The organism is bacterium, from assembly GCA_030647555.1.
Lineage (GTDB): Bacteria > Patescibacteriota > Andersenbacteria > UBA10190 > CAIZMI01 > CAIZMI01.
This window is the reverse complement of sequence record JAUSJG010000008.1, coordinates 161,102-183,068: the sequence shown is the minus strand read 5'-3', so window position 1 is coordinate 183,068 and position 21,967 is coordinate 161,102. Positions and strand designations below refer to the sequence as shown.

The 21,967-nt window shown below is 49.0% G+C and carries 21 protein-coding genes; all 21 read right to left on the bottom strand.

All coding sequences use genetic code 11. The features are described from left to right. Positions 1–66 precede the first annotated feature (66 nt). The 21 genes from Q7S57_02910 to Q7S57_02810 all read right to left on the bottom strand — a co-directional run bounded on the left by Q7S57_02910 (position 67) and on the right by Q7S57_02810 (position 21,966). Positions 67–411: a hypothetical protein gene (locus Q7S57_02910; GenBank protein ID MDO8512199.1), complete on the bottom strand. Its 345-nt coding sequence runs from the start codon at positions 409–411 to the stop codon at positions 67–69. 243 nt (positions 412–654) lie between these two features. Beyond that, positions 655–1,407, bottom strand: coding sequence for a hypothetical protein (locus Q7S57_02905; protein MDO8512198.1), 753 nt, complete (start codon positions 1,405–1,407; stop codon positions 655–657). A 157-nt stretch (positions 1,408–1,564) separates the two neighbouring features. After that, complete coding sequence (locus Q7S57_02900; protein MDO8512197.1) at positions 1,565–3,526, bottom strand: hypothetical protein; 1,962 nt, start codon at positions 3,524–3,526, stop codon at positions 1,565–1,567. Between the two features lie 119 nt (positions 3,527–3,645). Further along, the gene (locus Q7S57_02895; protein MDO8512196.1) at positions 3,646–5,322 is read right to left on the bottom strand and encodes a hypothetical protein; all 1,677 of its coding nucleotides are present in this window, start codon (positions 5,320–5,322) and stop codon (positions 3,646–3,648) included. 1 nt (position 5,323) lies between these two features. After that, on the bottom strand, positions 5,324–6,538 hold the full coding sequence (locus Q7S57_02890; protein ID MDO8512195.1) for a MoxR family ATPase: 1,215 nt from the start codon (positions 6,536–6,538) through the stop codon (positions 5,324–5,326). 10 nt (positions 6,539–6,548) lie between these two features. After that, on the bottom strand, positions 6,549–6,896 hold the full coding sequence (locus Q7S57_02885; GenBank protein ID MDO8512194.1) for a hypothetical protein: 348 nt from the start codon (positions 6,894–6,896) through the stop codon (positions 6,549–6,551). Between the two features lie 142 nt (positions 6,897–7,038). Further along, on the bottom strand, positions 7,039–7,470 hold the full coding sequence (locus Q7S57_02880) for a hypothetical protein (protein ID MDO8512193.1): 432 nt from the start codon (positions 7,468–7,470) through the stop codon (positions 7,039–7,041). Between the two features lie 10 nt (positions 7,471–7,480). Then, entirely contained in the window at positions 7,481–9,313 is a 1,833-nt protein-coding gene (locus tag Q7S57_02875; GenBank protein MDO8512192.1) for a hypothetical protein, read from the bottom strand. Beyond that, positions 9,310–9,891 (bottom strand): hypothetical protein, encoded by a 582-nt coding sequence (locus Q7S57_02870; protein MDO8512191.1) that lies wholly within the window; start codon positions 9,889–9,891, stop codon positions 9,310–9,312. Before Q7S57_02870 ends, Q7S57_02875 begins: the two co-directional genes overlap by 4 nt. A 160-nt stretch (positions 9,892–10,051) precedes the next feature. Further along, entirely contained in the window at positions 10,052–10,363 is a 312-nt protein-coding gene (locus Q7S57_02865) for a CRISPR-associated protein Csx3 (GenBank protein MDO8512190.1), read from the bottom strand. Positions 10,364–10,611: 248 nt separating this feature from the next. Next, positions 10,612–10,857 carry a hypothetical protein gene (locus tag Q7S57_02860; protein ID MDO8512189.1) on the bottom strand — a complete coding sequence of 82 codons (246 nt, stop codon included), beginning with the start codon at positions 10,855–10,857 and terminating at the stop codon, positions 10,612–10,614. 809 nt (positions 10,858–11,666) lie between these two features. After that, on the bottom strand, positions 11,667–12,863 hold the full coding sequence (locus Q7S57_02855; protein ID MDO8512188.1) for a UDP-N-acetylglucosamine--N-acetylmuramyl-(pentapeptide) pyrophosphoryl-undecaprenol N-acetylglucosamine transferase: 1,197 nt from the start codon (positions 12,861–12,863) through the stop codon (positions 11,667–11,669). A 203-nt stretch (positions 12,864–13,066) separates the two neighbouring features. Then, positions 13,067–14,176: a putative lipid II flippase FtsW gene (gene ftsW, locus Q7S57_02850; GenBank protein ID MDO8512187.1), complete on the bottom strand. Its 1,110-nt coding sequence runs from the start codon at positions 14,174–14,176 to the stop codon at positions 13,067–13,069. 274 nt (positions 14,177–14,450) lie between these two features. Further along, on the bottom strand, positions 14,451–15,527 hold the full coding sequence (gene mraY / locus Q7S57_02845; protein ID MDO8512186.1) for a phospho-N-acetylmuramoyl-pentapeptide-transferase: 1,077 nt from the start codon (positions 15,525–15,527) through the stop codon (positions 14,451–14,453). Between the two features lie 19 nt (positions 15,528–15,546). Further along, positions 15,547–16,473: a serine hydrolase gene (locus tag Q7S57_02840; GenBank protein MDO8512185.1), complete on the bottom strand. Its 927-nt coding sequence runs from the start codon at positions 16,471–16,473 to the stop codon at positions 15,547–15,549. Beyond that, positions 16,470–17,069, bottom strand: a complete 600-nt coding sequence (locus Q7S57_02835; protein ID MDO8512184.1) for an SMC-Scp complex subunit ScpB — start codon at positions 17,067–17,069, stop codon at positions 16,470–16,472. The genes Q7S57_02840 and Q7S57_02835 overlap by 4 nt, the downstream gene beginning before the upstream one ends. Continuing rightward, positions 17,062–17,781, bottom strand: coding sequence for a segregation/condensation protein A (locus Q7S57_02830; GenBank protein ID MDO8512183.1), 720 nt, complete (start codon positions 17,779–17,781; stop codon positions 17,062–17,064). Before Q7S57_02830 ends, Q7S57_02835 begins: the two co-directional genes overlap by 8 nt. Next, a complete protein-coding gene (locus Q7S57_02825; protein MDO8512182.1) occupies positions 17,768–18,571 on the bottom strand; it encodes a glycosyltransferase family 2 protein in 804 nt (267 codons plus the stop codon). The genes Q7S57_02830 and Q7S57_02825 overlap by 14 nt, the downstream gene beginning before the upstream one ends. Before the next feature lie 13 nt (positions 18,572–18,584). Further along, on the bottom strand, positions 18,585–19,580 hold the full coding sequence (locus Q7S57_02820; protein ID MDO8512181.1) for a glycosyltransferase family 2 protein: 996 nt from the start codon (positions 19,578–19,580) through the stop codon (positions 18,585–18,587). A 107-nt stretch (positions 19,581–19,687) separates the two neighbouring features. Then, positions 19,688–21,121 carry an O-antigen ligase family protein gene (locus Q7S57_02815; protein ID MDO8512180.1) on the bottom strand — a complete coding sequence of 478 codons (1,434 nt, stop codon included), beginning with the start codon at positions 21,119–21,121 and terminating at the stop codon, positions 19,688–19,690. Further along, a complete protein-coding gene (locus Q7S57_02810) occupies positions 21,085–21,966 on the bottom strand; it encodes a glycosyltransferase family 2 protein (protein MDO8512179.1) in 882 nt (293 codons plus the stop codon). The genes Q7S57_02815 and Q7S57_02810 overlap by 37 nt, the downstream gene beginning before the upstream one ends. Between the last annotated feature and the right edge of the window lies 1 nt (position 21,967).

The following is a 21,967-nucleotide window of genomic DNA, read 5'->3' as shown; positions in this document are numbered from 1 at the left end:
AGCGAGTTATGACGTGGTACTCGAGACGCAAAAAATATGTAGAGAAAATGAATTACCAAAATCCGTTCACTCATAAATCGGACTTTGGTAGGGATTTCCAGTTTCGACGGCCGACTCTTCGGTGATGCCACCCTCATCACAAAAAGTGATGACGTAGCAGTCCCGATAAAACTGGGCCTCATCTTTCATCCGCCGAATTTTTTCCTGAATTATCGTGAGGATCATCAAAGGAAGAGCCGGCACAGCCACCACCACCCAACAGATAAACAAGACAAAACCCCATTCCGGAAAATCGTGTACCGGCCTGGTGGTCAAATATACCCACACCACGAAAAACAAGCCAGAAAAAATAGTAATGAACGGAAAATACACACCCAAAAACCAATCAACGACACGTTCCATGCGCGTCATTTTTTGTCCCCTTTGTTATGTTAAGAACGACCTCATTTTTTCTTGTCCCGTCAATGCCTCGTACAACTGTCGGCAATAAATAAATTTAGGCCGGTGTACTAGGCATTGATGGAAAAGATTTTGTTCTTTCGTTAAGACCCACCGAACTGTTTCCGATGAACCTTAGAAAAGCGGGGTCGTTGTTTCCAACAACGACCCCGGACAAAGAACACTCGTCCCGAAATCCTTTTCGGGGAAAAACTACTACTCGGGGATTCGGCCGATGAACGGTTTCTCCGTCGGCCAGAACCGGTTCGGGACTGCCTCCTCCGTCCACACCCCGAGCTTCTTCAACTCGGGTTTCGACGCATACCGAAGTACGAAGACTTCGTACGCGACCGGGCGAGATGTAAAGTCTACCGACACGACGCGCGATTCCTCGCGCTCGCCGGCGGCCGTCCCGAGCCCTTTTACCCCGCGCTCGCCCTTCATCATGGGCTCCTGCGATGGGGTTTCTCGGAAGATGGAGACAACGATCGTCCCCGTTGCGGATCGATCGTTCCAAAGCGTCGCCGCCAGCGACCGGTCCTCACTGGAAACCACGAACCGCCGGATGTTTCCGGCATCCTCCCGCCAGCCGCGAAACTCGCCACCGCGGCCACCAACGACGTACATGTTCGGCCAACTCGAGGCCATTTGTACCGTCGCCGGCACCTTCATGCCGGTCAGGATACAGCGGCCATCGACGGCGACTCCAATGCCGTACCGAAGACCATTCGACCGTGATTGCACCGCGATCGAATACGCATCGCCGGGCTGGAGAAGGGTGTATCGGAACCGATAGGTCGCATCCTGCGACCCTCCGTCCACCGTACCCGCGATATCTCGCGGCTCAAAAAACCGCGTGGACACGCCTTCCACGTCGATCCTAACGTCGACCTTTTCTCCGGTCAACGTCTCGGCCCGCGCGGTCACCACCACCATCATCATCACCACCACCATAATGAAACGCGCCATGTTTTTTCTCCCGTTGTTAAGACCTCCCCGCCATGGCGACGGGTTGGTCGACTCCGAAAAAACTTTCACTCCAGCTCACCAAGTGCGACTAGCACTCATGAGCTAGAGAAAAGAGGGGTCGTTGTATCCAACAACGACCCCAAAAAGAACAGTGAAACTACTTTCGACCGGCGGGTTTTTTTCGCACCTGCCCGCCGAAAAGTTTGTGGACATCCAACGTGTTGGCTGGAGCGGGCGGACCGATTTCGTAGGGTTCATCCACGTCCGGTTCATCCTTCGACTTGAGGTTCCATCCCTCACCGATGTTAGGACTCGGATCACCACTGCAACCATGAGAGCCCTCGAACCGAGCCGAAAGCTCTTGCTCGAGTTGAGCAACAGTTGCCAGTTGCTCGGGCGTGCACCCACCAGCCGGAAGTTTGTCGACGACACATTGATGGCTCGAGGCAGTAGTGCCCTTAAACCACGAAATCGCCAACTCATCCGAACTAACCAGCCACCACTTTTTATTACCTTCCGAAGTGTACCGTTTCCGGTAATCAACTTCGTCAGGCTCGCGTTCTGAACCATCTGGCCGAATGACCCAATATTGAGCCTGGCCAGTGTAGCCCATCATGCGAAAGTGACCGCCGAAATTCACGAGAATTTCTCCTCGTTCAGCCGAAGCCAGATCTTTTCCGAGGTTGTGAATTTTGACAAGAACTGCTGCGTAGTCCTGCTCATCCGAGTTTAGGATTTCCGCGATTTCGCTTACCTGCTTAGCATCGGAACCTAGCTTTTCGACCAGTTCCCGATACTTCTGTAGGGCCTCGATACGATCTGCCTCCGACCCGCGAAGCCGAACTGCTACACAAAGGTTTTGCAATTCACTTTCGCTCGGCGAAGGAGTGAAGAATCTCCCAGCCTGACTTTCACAGAAGAAGTCACCACAACGCTCACACTCCTCCTGTTTTTGACGACCAGCCACCCAAGAAACCAGGTCAACAAGGCCGTTACCGGTCGCCTGCGGAAGTCCCTGCAGAATCTGCAGCGCTGCCGACGGAAACTTGGAACCGTAGACTCCCTCCTCGCAGAAGTAATACCAGGCGTACCCAACACACTTCTCGACTACGCCATTACGTTTCCAATCCGGTTCAACTTGACCGAGCGTGGAGCGAACAATCGCTTCTCCCGCCTCCCGTGGCACAACATTTCCAGCCAAAAGCCGTGTCGCTTGTTGCGCCAACTCCTGCCGTGTCTGATTAGGCACAACCCGATTAATGAGCTGTTCCCGATCTTCATACGGTCTGCAGTTCGCGCAGATCAGGCGGTCAGCAATGACCGCAACCTTGACCTGCTTACCACAGCGCACGCAGTGTTCTTTCTCCCGACACTTTTCGCACTTGGCGTAACCATCGGAATTCTGAACATCGTATCGCTGTCGACTGCAAGCGCACACACAATAACGGTTCTCGATCTCGTCCCGCGTTTCTTTGGGCGCGTTCGCCCACGTTACGCTGGTCGAAACTGTTCCGCCATCGTACGCCACAGACGCTGAAATCTGCCAGTCTGGCGGATAGGCAGGTTGCCACGTTGTGGCATCTAACGCGGTTACGCGAATACCCGTGACGGTAACGCGACGCGTATTTTTCCCCACTCGTTCACTCGTCTTTCTCCAGACGAGTTGACCCGCTTCGACATACTCCGTTTCCAACGGAGTAGTCGTTGTGTCCACGAGATCAACGGCACAGTTTGCCAGAGTTGCACCCCAACTTACTGTGCTTTCGGTCTGTGTCCACGGTGACCCGTCACGCGTGGCGGGTTGACGCGTTTCAATTACGCCTTCCTCCCGTTCGCCGCCGAGCCAATCCTTAGAGACGGTGATTTTGGAAACTCTTCCGTCCCCGTTGATCTTCCACTTGTCAACGTACTCAACTGGCGCGGGTACGCCGCGATACATCGAACGGCCGTTGCTGTCCTTTTTAGTCGTAATCTCTTCGAGTACGACGCGGACATTGACTCCAACCGTTGTTCCTCGGGGCAAAAAGACGATTTGCCGCCTGTTGTGGGTGGCAACCGCTTCGCCAGGATTCTTGCCCGCCCTGGTTTCCAACAAAACAATCAACTTTTCTTCGGCCATGGTAGGCCTCCTTTTGTTTTTGTGTTTACTTCAATTCTTTCCTTCCAACACGAAGCTGGAAAGGAAGAAAAAAGAGGGGAGTCAAAAACCGGACTCCCCAAACGGTGGCAGAATTACTGCTACAAAGAACCAAACACCGCACTTTCCGCTTCTTCTGCCGTGAAGCTGGAAACGCGAACCACTCGATCCGAGAACTGCCGTACGGTCGCATCGGACGTCGAGCCAACATCACATAAAACCGTGAATACGTTGACCTCGTGCGTCTTCTTGACCGCCAGAAATTCCCGGAGAAACTCATCGCTCACCGCGCATTCGCCATCGGTGATAAAACAGATGTCGGCTTTTTTGAGGCCTTCTTTCTGAATCATCTCCATGGCTTTGCGAAGCGGAACTTCGAAATTCGTTCCGCCGCCGGCCCGCGACTCGGCCAGCTCCAGCATCTGCTCGGCAGACAATCGTCCTTGCGGGTAACCCTTCGCCTGCTTTACAGCAGAGTCAAAAAGCACCCATCCGAACGACCGCTTTTGGATCTTCGCGTAGTGGGCGAGTGACAACGTCACACCTTTCGCCCACTGTTGCTTGGCTCCATCCATCGAACCGGATCCGTCTTCACAGACGATCACCGGACCGTGGCCAAGCTTTTGCTTGGCGCGCTGGCCTACCAACCGCAGTTCACCGCGTGCCCAACGTGTTAATCCTTTAACACGAAGGGCTGGTGAAGTAAGTGCAACCAATTCGGAGGTGTGAGCGCGGCGAATATCGCGACCCGTTTCCGGAACCGTGACCCGCACTCCTTCTCCCGAAACTTTGGCACGCGCTTTCCGCGCCGCGATTTTGCGCAGGCGACCCAAAAGGCCGGCGAACTTTTTCAGCGCTTCGCTTCGCTTCATGCGTTGCAAAAGCGCCAACGCTTCGGGAATCCCTTGGCGCGTCAGCTCGCCATCCTCCAACCCCCAAGCTTCGATGGTTTCGGAAACTTCCTCCACCTTCGCTTGAGCACCTTTGATGGCCTGCAAACCGATTCGCGTCAACTCACGCAGTTTTTTCTCAGCCTTGTCACTGCCGGGTTGTCCCAACAAATCCTCGGCCTGAATTTCCGCGTTGAGCCGTTTCTCATCGGCCTGTTCCCGCGCGGCTTTGGCATCGGCTTGCGCTTTTGCCGCCGTCTTCGCCAGCTCGTTGGCGATTTTCCGCGCTTGGTCGGGACTCATCTGTCCCTTGCCACTTCCCGGTTTGCCCGAAGGCTTACCGGTTTGCGGCTGACCTGATTGTCCCGCGCCCGCGGACTGTTCTGCAGCAGCATCCGCCAGCATTTGCGCCACTTGCGCGTTTGCTTCGGCCTGCCCCGCCTCGTCCGCCACGTCTTCCGCTTCCTGCGTCGCCTCTTTCAACTTTTGGAGTTCATCCCGGTCCTTTTTTGATACCAACGCGAGGACTGATTCGCCCATCGCGATTGTCCCAAGGACCGATTGCAGATCCTTAAGCTGTGTAGCCGCGTGCAACTCCTGAAAGGCCGCCGTTTCAATTGTTTGGCCCAGGAGTTTTTTCCAATACTCCCGATCCGGCGCCACCTCTTCCTTGAGGCTCGGCTCCGGATCCCACAACGCGTCATACAAATCCGCCAACACGCCTTCGCTTCCGGGTAGGACTTCCTGTCCTTTTTCCGCAAGCTCGGGTAATGCCGGCATTTGCTCACGGTGACGGATGTAACGCAGGGCCGTGAAGGCATCCGCGTCCGTCACCAGCTGGGGCATCAGCTCCTGCCGGGTGAGCGGCCGGACTTTCTTCTCGGCCATCTTAGTTTCCCCTTTGGGGCATTTTGGCCCCGGTCACGACTGCGATCACGTCATCTTTAACTGCCTCGACTTGTTTTACCAAGTCGGCAATTCTAGACGACGTCCCGCTGTCCGCCTCCCCCTTGAGACGTTTCAGCTCGGTCAGGGCGGCCTCACACTGCGTGATAGCCTGAACACCCTTGACCCTGTCCCCGTTTCGCACCAACTCGACCACTCCGCCCGGAGTGAGCAGTGCATCTACCGCCTCCTGCGCGTCGGAAAACGGCGTCCGACAGTACGGAGCAAGCTTCGCTTTGACGACTGGAATGTGCTCGGGAACGTCCCAGAGCAACCACTCCAGCACCGCCAAATCCTGCTTGCTGACCACTGTCCGTCCGTCAAGCAGAGCTTTCGCCTGCATGACGTCGAACACGCGACCGAACCGCCGGTCATCCGCCCACGCCCAGGAAAAGTCCGTTGACTTGTCGTCAACAAGTTCCTGGTAGACATCCAACACTGCGTCAATGACGCCTTGCGGGATATCGACGTATTTTCGCGCCGTTCGCAAAGTTTCAATGTCTGCGAGCGTCAGCGTCTGCGTGGCCGTCTTGCTACCTCCGGTAGCGCGAGCGAGCCGGGCTTTCACCAGCTCATTTTTGCCCGCGCGATCCAACGGATTTACCACCACGCGGATGGTCATCCGAGACCAGATCGCTCCGAGGTTGCCCTCGGCTTCCGGCAACTCGTTCGATGCTGCGAGAAAAGCCAGCAACGGTGTTGCCACCATCTGGCCTTCGTGACGCACCCCGTCGCCCTTGCTCAAGTCGATCAAGGTCTGCAGAACACGGGGTTCCGCTTTCCAGATCTCGTCAGCAAAGAGCAAGTGCGCCAACGCGGCGCGTCCCAGCGTGTCACGGGTACGGATTGACTTTCCGCCTCCCGCTGTGGACGCTTCCTCGATCGAGGTGGACTCAACAAGGAGTTGCTCAACCGACACGATGGTCGGCATCAACACATCATAGAACACGGCGCCGGCAATTTGCCTGGCCATGTCCTGCACCGCCCCGGTTTTGTCGGTTCCGGGACTGCCGAGGAAAAACGCGGGTCGCCCCGACACGAGCGCCAAAAACGTGGCTTGCACCACATCTGCGCGCCCAATGTGCCGAGTCTCCACATCCCGCATTACACTCTGAACCTTCGACGTCAGAGCAATCGCCGCTTTCATTTTTTCGTTCATCTCATTTTCCTTATTCTTCGAATTCAACCCGCACGCACTTAATGCGGCGGAACCTTACGAAACGATACCCTTGCCCGCGCGCGCCGCGAAATTCGATCTTTCTCGGATCGTTTTCCTCGGTGGCTTCGGACCAAAGCGGTCTAATGCCTTCCTGGCACAAAACCGCGATTACTGAAAGCGGAGCGACGACCACCATGTCGTCGTAACCATCTCGCCTGTACCGGCACACGATTTCTCGCGCGTCGTCAAACGGACGGTCCTCCTGTTCCACCACCGCGTCCGCGCCATGCATCTGGCGCAAGGCATTAATCTGCCTCGCGGTCGGCCGGTGGCGCGACATCCACAGGATTTTTTTCACCCTGTGTCTCCTTTTCAAAAAAACTTCTAAAAGCCCATCAGGTGTTCGCGCATCGCGAACACTTCCACTGATAAACTTTAAAAAAGTGGCAAGTCCGCGCGCAATGCGTGGACTTGCCGAAGATCGATTCGCAGGAGAAGTACTACTTCACCTGCTGGAGGATCTTCACCTCCACTTGGATGTACGACACGTACACCCGGAACTGTTGGAACCGATCAGCCAACGCGGCTGCCAATTCCTCGACGGCGGCCTTCCACTGATCGTCCGACATGTCCGCCGCATAAAGTGGCGACTTGTCGGAAAAAAGGGTCAATGCCGGTTCGGCGTCCGCTACCGGACCATCGCCAGTCTGGTACGCGTAGACGATCTCCGTCTGCTGGATGCAGACCGGGACGTAGTTCCGTCCCGCCGCGACTGCCGTGCGGTACAGGTCCTTCAGGAAGTCAATGACCTCCTGCTTTTCCTGAAGGAATCCCGCGTAGCCCTTTTTCAGACCGAGGTTGATCTCGGCCCGCAGGGTTGCCACCGCGTGTCCCGTCCGCCCACCATCCACTGCCACTGCATACGTCTTCATTTTTTGTTCCTTACCACGGACACCGATTCGTTTCAGTGTCCGCCAAAAAAGTTTCCGCGCCCCAGATAAGCGCGTGGGTGTTCCAGAACGGGACGGATTGCTCCGTCGCCCATTCCACGTCCCACGGCTCTGCCGGCGCTCTCTTTCCCACAAAAGCGGTGGCCAAAACGTAATGGCCGTTTCCTTCCGCTTTCGTGAGACAAACCGTAACACTGTTACACAACGTGGGTTGCCGGTTTTTCACAAACCGCGTCAGTCCTTTTCGGTTCTGACGTTGTGCAAAAACGATCTCGTCGTCATTACTTGTTTCGACGCAAATCATCTCACCCACCGTCCGTCCGAAGTCTATTTCCTCCACAATATTGTCGCGCCCGGCGGACTCAATTCGCGCAAGCGCTTCGCCGACAAGTGGCAAAACCGACGGATGTGTCGCCACGTGGCTATGCGGTCGGTCTTTTACGACCTCACCGGAACCCAGTTGCCACTGCCGTCCGCCGCCATTCCACTTCAGAAGCGAGATCGGCACGGAAATTACTTCCCCCACCTTTTCCGCTTCGCCATAAATAACGACGCACGGCCCATCCTGCGGATGCGCCTCATCCCACCGCGTTCCGTCCTGCTGTACTCGCCCCGACTCAACGGGTACAAACACAGCCACAAACGGCACACCGGCTTTCGCGTACGATCTTGCGATCGTCGCGTCCAGCCAGATCGGCGGACCGTCTGTCGCCAGCACAACACCCTTTCGGGTGTTCACTACCGGCGGCACAACATCGGCGAGTTTCTCTTTTGTGAAAAATCCGTTTTTCCGATACTCCACCAAAGTGTAGTCGGAAAATTCCGCGACTTCCCACGCCAGATCGCCCGCGCCGTCGCCGTTTGGCGCAACCTTCGGCAATGGAACATATCCATCGGAAACTCCGAAGAGCTCCACCTTGCCGGGCAGTGTTGTCGCAAACGCGCACGAAAGAAAACTGGCACGGACATTCCAAATCCGCACCGTTTCCAACCTCCGCGCCACGGCCGTGATTTTCAACGCCGGCGCCGTGTGCCATGGCCGTACACCAAGGTAAGGATCAGTCCGATCCGTGATCCCAAGGTGGTCAACCAGCTTAGCCCCGTTGATATTGGCCAGAAGCTCCGCTTCCGTCATCTCGGCATTCACCTCAATGACTTTACGAAGTTTTCCTGCCACTGCATCCAGAACTGGGGAATCAATCTCCTGCCCCCGTTCCAGACCAGTTATCCGTCCGCGGAGAATTCCATCGCTCGCGTCCAGATAAATTTGATCTTCACCTTGCAGCGCCGAATCCAATTCAGCAATGCACAGGCATCCGTTTTCCTCGCCGAAGCGGCGCCACTCAATTATCTCCTCCTTGGAAGAAGAGAGAATAATGAAGGCGTCGCACGCCCGGAAAATCCGGTCGTTCGGCGAGAGTCTTTTTCCTCCGGTGTCAACCAGAACGAGCCGTTGCTCGGCTTGCGCGATGGCATTAAGAATGCCGTCGCACCAGTCATCCGAAAAACTCCGCTTTTGGCGGGTCTCGCGAACGAGGGATTGGTTGGCCCCGTTGGTCCAATGCCACTCCCCATCGGGGGCACCGAAGATGAGCATGTGGTGCTCAACTGGCAACAACCTTTGCAGGTTAGCCAGGAACACCGACTTGCCCGAATGCGGTGGCCCGCATACAATTACTCTTCGCATCGGTTCTCCTCCGCGAAAATTTTTTTTGATTTCAGTTTCTGATTTCTGCCTTTCGGCGTCATCAGCGAGAGTACACACTCTCGAATCAGAAGAGGGTTTTACAGGATAACCCACAACCGTTGGTTGATTAGAAATCAATTCTTGTCGGTAACCATCCCGACGAGAATCTCGGCCAGCGCCCGAATCGTCGGGCGGGCGGCGGTCTGTTCACCTCGTTCAAGATGGTGAACCGAACCGCGATAGATGCCGTCCTCGCCGAGTTGGGGGACGGTGTCCTCGGCCCCATTGTAGTCCGAGTGGATCTCGGCAACAACAACGAGCCCGAGTTTTTTGCAAAACGCGTGCCACTCGGGCAAACGGCCGAGGTCGCCTGCCAACAAAATGGCGTGGGTGGCCGAGGCGCAAATCGCCTCGTTCTCCGCGCTCGGGATGCCACCGATATCCACGAGCGTGAGCGGTAGCGAGCAATTTTGCACAGAATCCGCTATCCTCTGCACAAATTCCGGCGTGAACTTGGCCTTGTATGCATCCTTGCACCTCTTGGCCAAATCAGGGTCCTGGTTCACAGTTTCCTGGAACCAAGCCCCCTCACCGTCCGGGCACGCCGTGATAACATACGGATACGGTGCACCCGGAATAATCTTAATCGCATCCTTTAAGCCCTGCCTCATGCAGGACTTCCCGCTCCGCGGGGGACCACAAAGTATGACTTTCATGATTTTCTCCTTCCCGCCGCGGCGGGTTTAAAATCTTTTACTTGAGCGCACGACAACGTTTGTCGCGCTCTGAAGAAAAGGAAGGAGGTCGAGCGTCATACTCGGACCTCCTTCGTGTACGATTTAGGCCGCATCAACCATGATTTGGCCTGAAAGAACCCTACTCGATGACGCTACCGACCGCGAAATCGGGGTCGTGGCTCACCACCACGACGTATTTGTTCCCGAGTTTCGGGTCGAACACCGCGACGGCCCCGAACAGGTGGGCCACCTCGTGCCCGATGGCGACGGCCACCGGCAACGAAGCCGGCCCGTTCAACTTGACCAGCTTCCCGCCGGTCAAGCCGAGCGCCTTCACGGCCGCGACCGCATCCTTCACGATCTGGTCGTTCTGGGCCGGACTGCCAAAACCGATTTTCAAGGTCGTGGCGGGGGCGGCGGCATCGACGATCACGTTGTACGTTCCTGCCATGATTGTTCTCCTAATTGTTAAGACCTCCCCGCCATGGCGACGGTTTGGTCGACTCTAAAAAACTACTTTCCCGTCAATGCCTCGTACAACAAAACGGCAATAAATAAATTTAGGCCGGTGTACTAGGCATTGATGGGAGGAAGACCGAGACGCGATGTCTGGTCTTCCGTAAATTTTGATCAGGGGTGTTTCTACTAATCACCGACAGCTACACCCACAGAGAGCCGTCGGTTTTTTCGTGGCGACGATTATCGAGTAGTCGCCAGTGCGAGCGTCCGTTGCTCGCGCGTAACCAACCGCCGGAGGATATATTCCTGGCGAAACGCATCCGTGCGTTTGGCCACTTGGCGAACGATTTCCTTCGCTTCGCCAGCAACCCCGGTCAGTTCATGCGTTCGATACTGGTGGCCCACTGCCACCACGGTCAGAAATTTGGTCTTTGTCGTCATGAGTCTTTTCCTTTTCGGATTATGACGACTGGTCGCTACTGTCATGCGCGACCGAAACAGATTTAACCGGGACAGCACCGGTATTTTTTCCCGTCACTGCGCATACTGCATACGGCATAAAATAAATTTGAGCCAGGAGTATGTGCAGTGACGGAAGCGCGGAATCCCTCCCGGCCTCCCTTTGTCGAAAGGGAGGGGCCGCCGAAGAACCCCGTGCTCTTTTTAAAGGATGATTATGAGAACTACTGGTATATTTGCCCAGGTCGCTGTTGCTCATAATCCCTTCGTCTATTCAATTGTGGAAATTGCGATCCGCCTTGCCCTCCGTAGCTCATTCATGAGCGAAGGATGGGTCTCTCCTGTTCGCCAAAGCGCTATGCGCGATTTATCGTGTACAGAGCTTTGGCTTTTTAATTTAAGAGATAAGTATACTCCCAAAAATGGAAATTGTCAAGAGTAGTGTATTTATACAATTAATTATTGGCTACTACTAGCCAATAATATCTGCCAGCTTCATCGATTATCATTATTAACTCAAACAAAAAACCGCTTGAAGCGGCTTTTCGTCAATCTCACCTTAGTGAGAGAATCAGGATTATCACCTGCAATAAACGTACACACTAATTAAAAACTTGTCAATAGGTTGGTGAGTAAAGTTGGTGATAAAACAATTATTTTTTTATCGTGGACACGAGGGGAATCGAACCCCCGAGATCTGGGTGATAATCCTGAACTCCCAACCTTGGCATGCCCACGACTGGCATATTATAGCACGCCACGGGAGATTGCTTCGGCGTTGAAACGCCTCCAGCCGTCGCCAAGGCTATGGCCGGCAGGCGCAAAGACGGACTTTGCTACTTTTCCTTGACTGCTTCCAATTTTCGTCTTGGCACGAAGCCAAGACCCATTTGGACCAATAATTGCGCTATATCTATCGACGCGGATGGACGGGCTAACTCACGGACGCGAGACGACATTAATTCTAAATTACTTTGACGTTGAAAGACACGACGGATTGTTGCTTCTAACAAAGGTGGCGAGACATTGCTTTCGTCTAATACAACCGCCGCACCGGCCTCACGATAGAAATAGGCATTTTCCCACTGGTGATTATTAGCGGACTCTCCCAAGGGAATTAAAACAGATGGCTTCCCCGCCACGGCTAATTCCGCCAGGGTTGTTCCACCTGCCCTGGAAACAACAAGATCCGAGGCTGAAAAACAATTCGCCATCGTGCGTTCGTCGATAAAACCCAAGACGTGATAATCACTAATGTCTGGAAAATTTCCCAGCGTACTTCTTACAAACTCCTGTACCGGTTCCAAATTAAGTTGCCCCACTTGATGCACCACCTGAAAATCCGGTAACACACGAATCAGCATTTCTAAAATCACGTTATTTATCCGTTGCGCACCCTGACTTCCACCAGTTACAAACAACACCGGCTTGCGATCATGTAATTGTAATTCTCTTCGCGCTGTTTCTCTGTCCGGTAATTTGTAAAAGATTTCGCGCAACGGTGTACCGGCGACAAAAACCCGATCTTGTTTAAAATATTGTTCTGCTTTTCGGAAGCCCACCACAATCGCCGATGCAAAGCGCGATAATTTTTTATTAGATAATCCCGGCACAATATCCGTTTCGTGCATTAAAATCGGAATCCGATAAACCCAGGACGCAATAACAACAGGAATTGATCCGTAACCACCTTTACTGAAAACCACTTCGGGCATCAAAATATACATCCGCCAAAAAGCCCGCAAAATTCCGAATGGAAGTTGAACAAACATTTCCATTGCCGTAAGCGGCGCGCCCGATAAATAACGCCTAATTTTGCCCGATGGAATGTGTTCATATGGAATATCGGCTTTTTCCAGAATCGACTTATCAATTTCTGTAACCACGCCAACATACCTAATTTCAAGGCCACTATTTCGGCTTTCCGGAAAACTAATCTCACCTTCGTGATACATGCGCTTTAGGGTATCGGCAACCGAAACCAAAGGCGTCAAATGACCACCGGAGCCACCACCGGTTAGAACGATACGCATAATTGTATTTTTATTCTGTTTATCATCTCTTTGTTGATATTAGCAGTAATATGCCATAAAACCAACCCTTAATTTTTAATTTGAAATTTGAAATTTTTAATCAATTTGAAATAACTTAATATTTTAATTTGAAAACGCTGTTTTAGATATTTCAAATTTAATTATTTCAAATTGATTTCAAATTAAAAACTGTAAATTTCAAATTAATCGTTCGAATATCGTGAGATATTCAGCAGTATCCCCGCTCCCACAAGCGTTATCACAATCGCCGATCCTCCATAAGAAACGAGTGGTAACGGAATGCCAGTTAAGGGAAAGATCGAAAGATTCGCCCCAATGTGCACAACTGCTTGCACAAAAAACCAAGATGTAATTCCGCCGGCCACTAATTTACTAAACATATCCGGCGCCTTACGCGCAATTTGATAACCCCGAATAATAATAAAAATATACAGACTCAACAAGATACTAATCCGCAAAAATCCCAATTCTTCGGAAGCAATGGCAAAGATTGAATCACCCGCCGGTTCCGGCAGATAACGAAACTTTTGTCGACTTCTTCCAAAGCCTAATCCCCAAATTCCACCCGACCCTACTGCCAGCAATGCTTGGTGGACTTGGTAGCCAATCCCCTTTGGATCCAACTCGGGATGAAGAAAGGTGGTAAAACGCGCCATGCGATATGGCGCAAGACGAATTAAAACAATCAAAGTCCCTAATCCACCACCAATCACCATCCAAAGATGCTTCCAGCTTGCCCCGGCAAGATAATAAATAATCAAGGACGCGCTAGTAACCACCACCAATGTACCTATATCCGGTTGTTTAATAATGAGAAAACCAATCAGCCCAACAACAATTAAAAATGGAATCAGTGTATCATGCACATGACCATGTTTCTCTTCACGACTGGAAAACAATGCCGCCAAATAAAGAATAACCGCGAGTTTGGCAAATTCGGCAGGTTGAACGGAGATAAAACCCAAACGCACCCAACGTGACGCTCCACCATAAGACATCTGAAACTGGGGTACAAAGACCATCAAGAGAAGAATAACCACCCCAACCAAAATTGGCACAACGGCACGTCGCCAAAACGTATATGGAACAAACATCGTGACAATAAGTAAAAACAAACCGGGCAATATCCCGTAATACAATTGATGACGAACAAAGAAATAAGGATCATTGTGCAAGTCCAACCCCAATACAGATGATGCGGACACCAACATTAAACTGCCCAAGGAGACAAGGGCGATGATGGCGAGTAACAAAATTAGATCAGGCGTTTTTTTCATTGCTATTTTTTTCATAATAGCACATAGAACTGAATCACCGAATACAATAAATTTCAATTATCAATGACCAATTTTCAATTAATTTTCAAATCATAAATTATCAAATGACGTCGTTATTGATAATTATGTTATTGATAATTATGTAATTGATAATTATGTAATTGATAATTATGTAATTGATAATTTTTTGAAAATTGAAAATTGAAAATTGAAAATTTGGGGAGTTGATAAATAATACCAGGAAACACGCTCACACCCAGTTCAATCGACAATTTTACTTCTCGTGCTCCTACAATATCGACTGTTTCCCGCCACCAATAATCCCGATAATAATTCCTACGGTGGCGGACATGGCGGCGATAATCCAAAAACGCATTGTCACTTTTGTTTCCGGCCAGCCGAGTGCTTCAAAATGATGATGAATCGGCGCGGAAAGAAAAACTTTCTTGTGTCGAATTTTTTTACTGGTAATTTGAATAATAACGGAAAGTGACTCAATCACCAACGGCAGACCGATAATTGGTAAAACTAAAACCGAATCGGTGAGCATCGCGATCACTCCCAATGTTGTTCCCAAACTCATCGCGCCGGTATCCCCCATAATAAAGCGCGCCGGATATACATTGAACCAGAGAAAAGCCAGCAACGCACCGATAATCACACCACAAAAAACCGCCAAATCTACCATTCCCTTCGAAAATGCGATTATTCCAAAAGCCCCGAAACAGAAAAGCATTATTCCGCCCGCAAGACCGTCTAAGCCGTCCGCCTCATTAACCGAAAAGGCGGTCGCCACGATGACAAAGATAAATAGCGGAACGTACCAAAAACCGATTATAAAATCACCAATCGCCGGAACATGAATTTGGTTCCAACCCAGTTTATAATAAAACCACCAGGCACCAATTATCGCGATTACCGTATAAACAATAATCCGGTGCATCATCCTTAACCCCCCACCAAATGGACCGATTTTTCGGACATTCCAGTAATCATCAACCAATCCCACCAAAGCACACGCCACTAACGCGCCCAACGGCAAAAGTGTTTCACGACGTGTCAAAAATGATAGCCACGAAAAAATACTTTCAGGAAAAATCGATCCTAAAATTGACAAGCCAATAGCGAGCACCAACACCGTACCCCAAATTATTATTCCTCCACTCGTTGGTGTTCCCTCTTTTTTTTTGTGCAGAGCGGTATAAATTGGCGTTGAACCTTCACGAATCGACTTGGCAAACTTGTACTTAAAAAGAAAGTGCGTCATGAGTGGCGTCGATAAAATTGCCACCGCAAATGAAACAATTGTTAAAATCAAAATTTTGGCGGTGTGGGCAACTAACAACGGGTCGGAAAAACGAATCATATTGTTAATATATTACAAGTTATTTATTTTCCGGCCAACTAAAAGTGCGGAACGTCCAATCCAGCAACTTATCCGCTTCGCCGAAACGGTCCTCGCTCCCCAAAAGCACAACTATTACGGGGTGTCCCGTCTCATTTTCCGCCACAATCGCCAAACTTTGCCCCGCAGCATCGGTGAAGCCGGTTTTTCCCGCCAAAATATCCGTTCTTTCGCCAAGCAAGCGATTTGTTGTCTTGAGTTTATGCTGAATGTTTCCGTCAATTGAACTTACGGTAAGTGCGGATGAACGTAGATACACCCCCAACACAGGATCACGCCACGCGTAAAGAAGCAGTAAGCCCATATCATATGATGATGAAAAATGTTGTTTATTGTCGAAACCGGTCGCATTCATAACATGCGTACGAGATAGAGCATAATTCTGCGCCACTTTATTCATTGTTTCGGCAAACTTTGGTTCCGTACCCGAAACGTGTTCCGCCAGCGCAACGGCGGAGTCATTCGCGGAATTTATTAACAATCCTGCCAACAAATCTTGGAGTTTAATTTTTTCACCAACTTTCAATTTCATATCCGACCCACTTTTTCCCGCTTTCACAGCATTTAATCCAACAATCACTTCATCTTTTAAGTCGGCGTTCTGCATTACAGTCAAGGCTGTCAATAATTTTGTAAGACTGGCCACGGGATGCACCGCGGAAGGATTTCGCGCCGATATTACGGAACCGGAACCGACATCAACAACCACATACGAATCGGCGGTTACGTTCACATCGACGGAATCATTCTTTCTAACAGGAGAACCTTCACGAATTTCCGTTTGCGCGGAAAGGACTCGCCCCTCGGGAAAAACTGCCGTAAGTAATTGCCCTGGACCATTAAGGGTCTGTGGTGCGGGGATACTCAATAAAGACCCCATAAATAATGCCAAAATTTGAGCGATCATTTTGTTTCTTCTTCAACCGGTGGTTTATTGACGGCAATATCGGCCATTTTTTCCAAATTAGTCATTCCCTCATGTTGCCTGAAATTTTGATAATCGGGAAGATCCTCGATTTTTACTAAGCCCAGATGACGTAAAAATTCCGCGTTTACACGATACAAAAAGATACGACTATCCTTTTCACTGGAAAAACGATCTACGAGACCACGCATGGCCAGCAAACGCAAGGTAAAAGAACAATTAACACCCCTAATGGCCTCTACGCCAGCGCGATGAATCGGACCACGATAAGCGACAATTGCCAGCGTTTCCGACGCGGCCGGAGAGAGTTGATCCCGCGTCCCGCGCTTGAGGAAACGATCAACCAATTGAGTTTGTTTATCGCTCGTAACCAGCTGAACACCTTCCGGCGCGCGCAATAATTTAAGACCACCGGCAACAGAAATCCTTGCCGTAAGCGCGTCCAGCCCCAGATTGGTACGTTCTTCATCACACTCCAACAAAGAAGTAATAGTTTTTACATCCAACGGTTCGCCCGAAATAAACAATAATGCCTCAATGGCCGATGCAACTTCTTCCGGTGTAATTTCGTCAGGCATTGTTTTGAATATTATTGTTATGAATAAGTATATCGTGAAATGAGTCTTGTTGCTCAACCGAAACAATTTGTTGCTTCACCAATTCCAGTAGCGCTAAAAAAGAAACGACTACGTCCGCTTTTTTTGCACCACTTACCGCCTCTCTAAATGATGTTACTGCCACATTCTTAATTCTATCTTTGATTTCATCAATTCTTTGTTCTAAGGAAATTACCCTAGCGAGAGCTTCATCTTTTGTTTTTTCCGTAACAGGTAGTGTCCTTACGACGTTTTGCAACAATTCTTGCAAATTTAAAACCGTAAAATTGGGTGGTGGATAAAACGAAACCATTATCCCCAAATAGCTTTCCCGAGCAAATAATGAATTTTTATTTAACCAAAGTTGCTGTAATAATTTTGCCCGTTCTCTGTACTGCTGATAAATTCGCAATTGCTCTTCCAGCGAAATAATGTTTTTTTCTTCCTCGGGAGTTATTTCAAACTGTGGCATTAATCGTTGCGATTTAATCAAAATCAACCGCGCCGCGACGACCAAAAAATCCGCGATTGCTTCCGGAGATTGGTTGGTTAACCCTCGCAAAATTTCCAAATACTGGTTTGTAACCTGGGCTAACGAGACACGATTAATATCAAGCTTTTCTTCTTCTATTAACGCCAAAAGAAGATTAAGCGGACCTTCAAAACCCTGAACGGCGATTTTATGAAGCTCCATTTTTTTTCCGGTATTTTAGAAAATATTTTATTCCCGATGCGATATGAATCCGCGCCACGGGATTAAGAAAAGCAAATGCCCCCTGTTCTTGTGCCGACTCTCTTTTGTGATAATGTGCGAATCGGGCTTGTGGTACATACCATACCTCGAAGCCCTGCTCCCAAAATCGACGGCACCAATCCATATCCTCAAAATAGAGAAAAAAGCGTTCGTCCATCGGACCAACTTTTTCTACAGCCGATCGTCTAATGCACATGCAAGCCCCCAGAACCCAATCGACTTTCTGATTCTTTGTAAAATCCACATCGCGCATAAATATCTTATCCAAATGACGCTTGGCAAGAGGCAAATAACGGAAAAATGTACGTCTATACAAAATCGTCATCGGTTTATAAAAACGAAAACTGGAGTCTTGAACACTCCCGTTGGGATTTATTAATTGACCGGAAGCAATTCCCACCTTAGGATTTTCATCCATAAATTTGATCAATTCAGCGATACCTCCTTTTAACGCAATAATATCCGGATTAAGCAAGATAATATATTCGCCGGTCGTTTCCCGTAGCGCGATATTTACCGCCTTGGCATAACCAAGATTTTTTCCGGTAAATTTCACCTTTATATTATCAATCTCCGAAGTAAGGATCTCGCGACTATCATCTTTAGAATCATTATCCACCACCATTACTTCATAATCAGAACCGGCATACGTCTTTCGTACCGATTGAATACAAGCCTTTGTAAGAAGGCCGGAATAAAAATTCACAATAACAATGGAAAATTTAGGCATTTGAGTGTAACTCCTATATTAACGCCCGTTTGCGCTTCTTGAGAAATAAAGGAATAAGCCCTAAAAACGTCACCAAACCGCCCCAGAGTTGTGGCGTAACCACAAACTGACCAATACGCGCCAATATCTGCACGCCGAACGGAAACCAGTTCTTTTTAATCATTTCTGTGGAGACATTTTTAATAACAACCAGAAAATAGTTCCGCCACGACAGGCGAACAATATTTGCCGATTTCATTTCGCCTTTGCGCGCCACGCGCGCGTGCCAAGCCCGCACATCCGACGCACCCACAATTTTCCAGCCCTTTCGATTCAAACGCCATGATATATCCACATCCTCGCGGTAGGAATGCAAATCCTCATCAAAAAAATTTCCTTTTTCGTCTTTCAGGTCGTTAATCGCATTTCTGGAAAAAGCCACCGCCGCACCCGTAAAACCCCAAGGTTGTGGCAACGAATTAGTTGCGCCAGGGTCCGTCCCTGCAGACAGGGTCGGACCCTGATTAGCAGTAGTTTCCTCCCAAAACTCTCCTTCCAAAATATTTTCCACATTCAAATTTTTTCGTAACCTTGTCCCGTAGGAATCAACAACAATTCGCATCTTGCCTTCCTTGTCCCGCGATTTTCCGCGGAACAAGAGCGGAACCACCGCACCCACTTTTCCTTCTGATTCAAATTTTTGCAATATTTTTTCGACAAAATCTTTTTCCAGAACAACGTCCGGATTAAGACAGATAACCACTTCCGAGTCGCTAATTACTTTAAAACCATCATTGTGACCACCGGCATACCCACGATTTTCCTTGTTTTCAACAATCACAACATCCGGATAATTCTTTCTAATATATGCCACCGACTCGTCTTTTGAATCATTATCAATATAAATAATCGGTACCGAAACGGTCTGTTTTTGACACGACAAAATACACGTACCGATGTAATGGTAATGATTCCAACCAACAATTTGGATATGGGCTTTCATTTGATGTTCTGTTCTATATTTAGCCACAAATAACGGTTATTGACAAACTACTTCTGGCAACGACACGTATTCTCCTTCAAGCGCCATTGAGACTTTTTGTCGCAACACCGCGAGTATTCATCATTCAATAATCATTATTCATCATTCTTTAAGCACGGCACCGCCTGCCCCACTCCCACCAACGTCCACCAATACAATGCCACCGGAAAAGTTTCCGGAATATCTAGAAAAAATGACAATACAAACAAACCAACAGTTGTCGCAAACAACGCTATGCCAAAATATTTTTCTTCCACCGATTTTCCCCCAACATTTAACCGCCAGGAATTTGTGACAATGTTCCAAACCAACCAACCGACAATCAAAAGACCAAACAGTCCTGTTTCAATCCAGGTCTTGAACACGGCATCATCCACAAAAGTCTGTGCCTTTGCTGTTTGTACACTCTGCACATTATTAGCAACAATATCGGAAATTGAGATATTGATGTTTCGATCTGTACTTTCAAAAATATCACCTAAACCACGCCCCAAAAGCGCGTCTACATTAGACATTTCTGAAACCAATGATGCCATAATTCCAATTCGAGCCTGATTGCTGGCGTATGTTGGATCCACAACTGTCCGTAAGAGATTGCGCGTACGGGGAATCGCAAGAAACAAAATTAGAACGACTAAAATTATCGGCAACACAACTTTATAAAATAACTGTCGTTTTTGATATACAACCAAAACGCCCGCAGACAAAGCCCCGACAATAAAGGCGATCCAAACGCCACGCGAATATGTGGCGTAAACCGTAATCAAGCCAAAAATACTTAACAAAAGCACAATCTTTGATTTCCAGCCAGGTTTAAATTTAAATAACGAAAAAGAAAATGTAAGTGGCAGGAAACACAACAAATAACTGCCTAAAATATTTGGGTGTGCCAAAACACTTGATGCTCTGGTAATCCAGGAACTGTCCGAAGGATCAAACCGCAACACCATTCCATCTGTAAAAAATATAAATTGCGCCAACGCAAGAACCAAAACCAGCCCCACACTACCGAAAATAATTTTCAGAAAATCAGTAAAATCCTTCCGCGTCACAATCATTGCGCGACCAATCCAAAGCATTGGAATATAAAGTAATATATCTCTTAAACGAAGTATACCAAGCACGTGACTATCCGCGCGCAATACGGCCAGCACCGCATAACAAACAAGAAAAATTATTGGCAATAGCACATTATTACGACGATACGGGTCCCGCTTAAGATAAATCGGATAAATGACAACCCGAACAAATAACGCAGCGATGATAAAATCTTTCAGTGGTGTTACCGCGCTCAAAGTTTGCGTTATTTTCAATAACGGCAAAAGCGGTACAAAAAACAACAATATCCAAAATGCCTGTTTAGGATATTTCCAAGATAAAGCCACCGCCCAAGCACCACCCAAAATAAATATTCCCGCCTGCGCACTAAAAAATAATGCCGAAAAGAGCGCCAGCGCACCGACACCAATGAGAACTATTTCTATCAGTCCGCCTACTTTGTTGAATTTTTTGCCGACGGCTTGAGCCATACAATCATTGTTAGTGAGTCAATAATCAAACCCAACGGAGCAATCAAGCAAAGTAATAGCCAATGCCTGATTCCAATATGCTTTCGTACATAACGCAAGGCCGAGCGCATAAACCGCCATTCTTTCCGAACCGGGACGAATGCCTGTTTAAATGATACCCCGCCATAATGAACGATTTCCGAAACAGGTGCAAACCATATCTCTAATCCCAACTCTTTGGCGCGCCGGCACCAATCAACTTCTTCAAACCAAATCCAATATTTTTCATCCAACAAACCAATCCGATCCAGCATATCTCGAGGAATAACCATACATGCTCCCATAATTTGATCAACTACTGTCTCCGATTCGTATGTAAAATCTTTCATCAGATATTTTCGATAACCAACCATATTTGGAAAAAAATGAGGAAGTTTCAAAAACATTGCCGCAAGCACCCCAACACTCGGAAAACTCCGACACGAAGGTTGCCAAGACAAGTCTGCATTAAGTAGTCTTGGACCAACCGCCGCTACTTTAGGTTTTTCTTGCAGAAACGCGATCAATTTGGTAAAACACCCTTCCGTCGCCACTGTATCCGGATTCAAAAGAATAACGTAATCCCCTTTTGATTGACGAATTCCGATATTATTTGCTTTCGCAAACCCCAGATTTTTTTTCACTTTAAATAGTTGAATTTTTTGCGGACTCCCCTCGGCGATGGCGACACTTTGATCGACTGAAGCGTTATCAATGACAAATACTTCATATTCTTCATTATTTGAAAACGCGCCAGGCAACGAATCTAAACATTCCCGCAACATTGGTCCGGTATTCCAATTTACGATAATTATTGATGCGTTCATT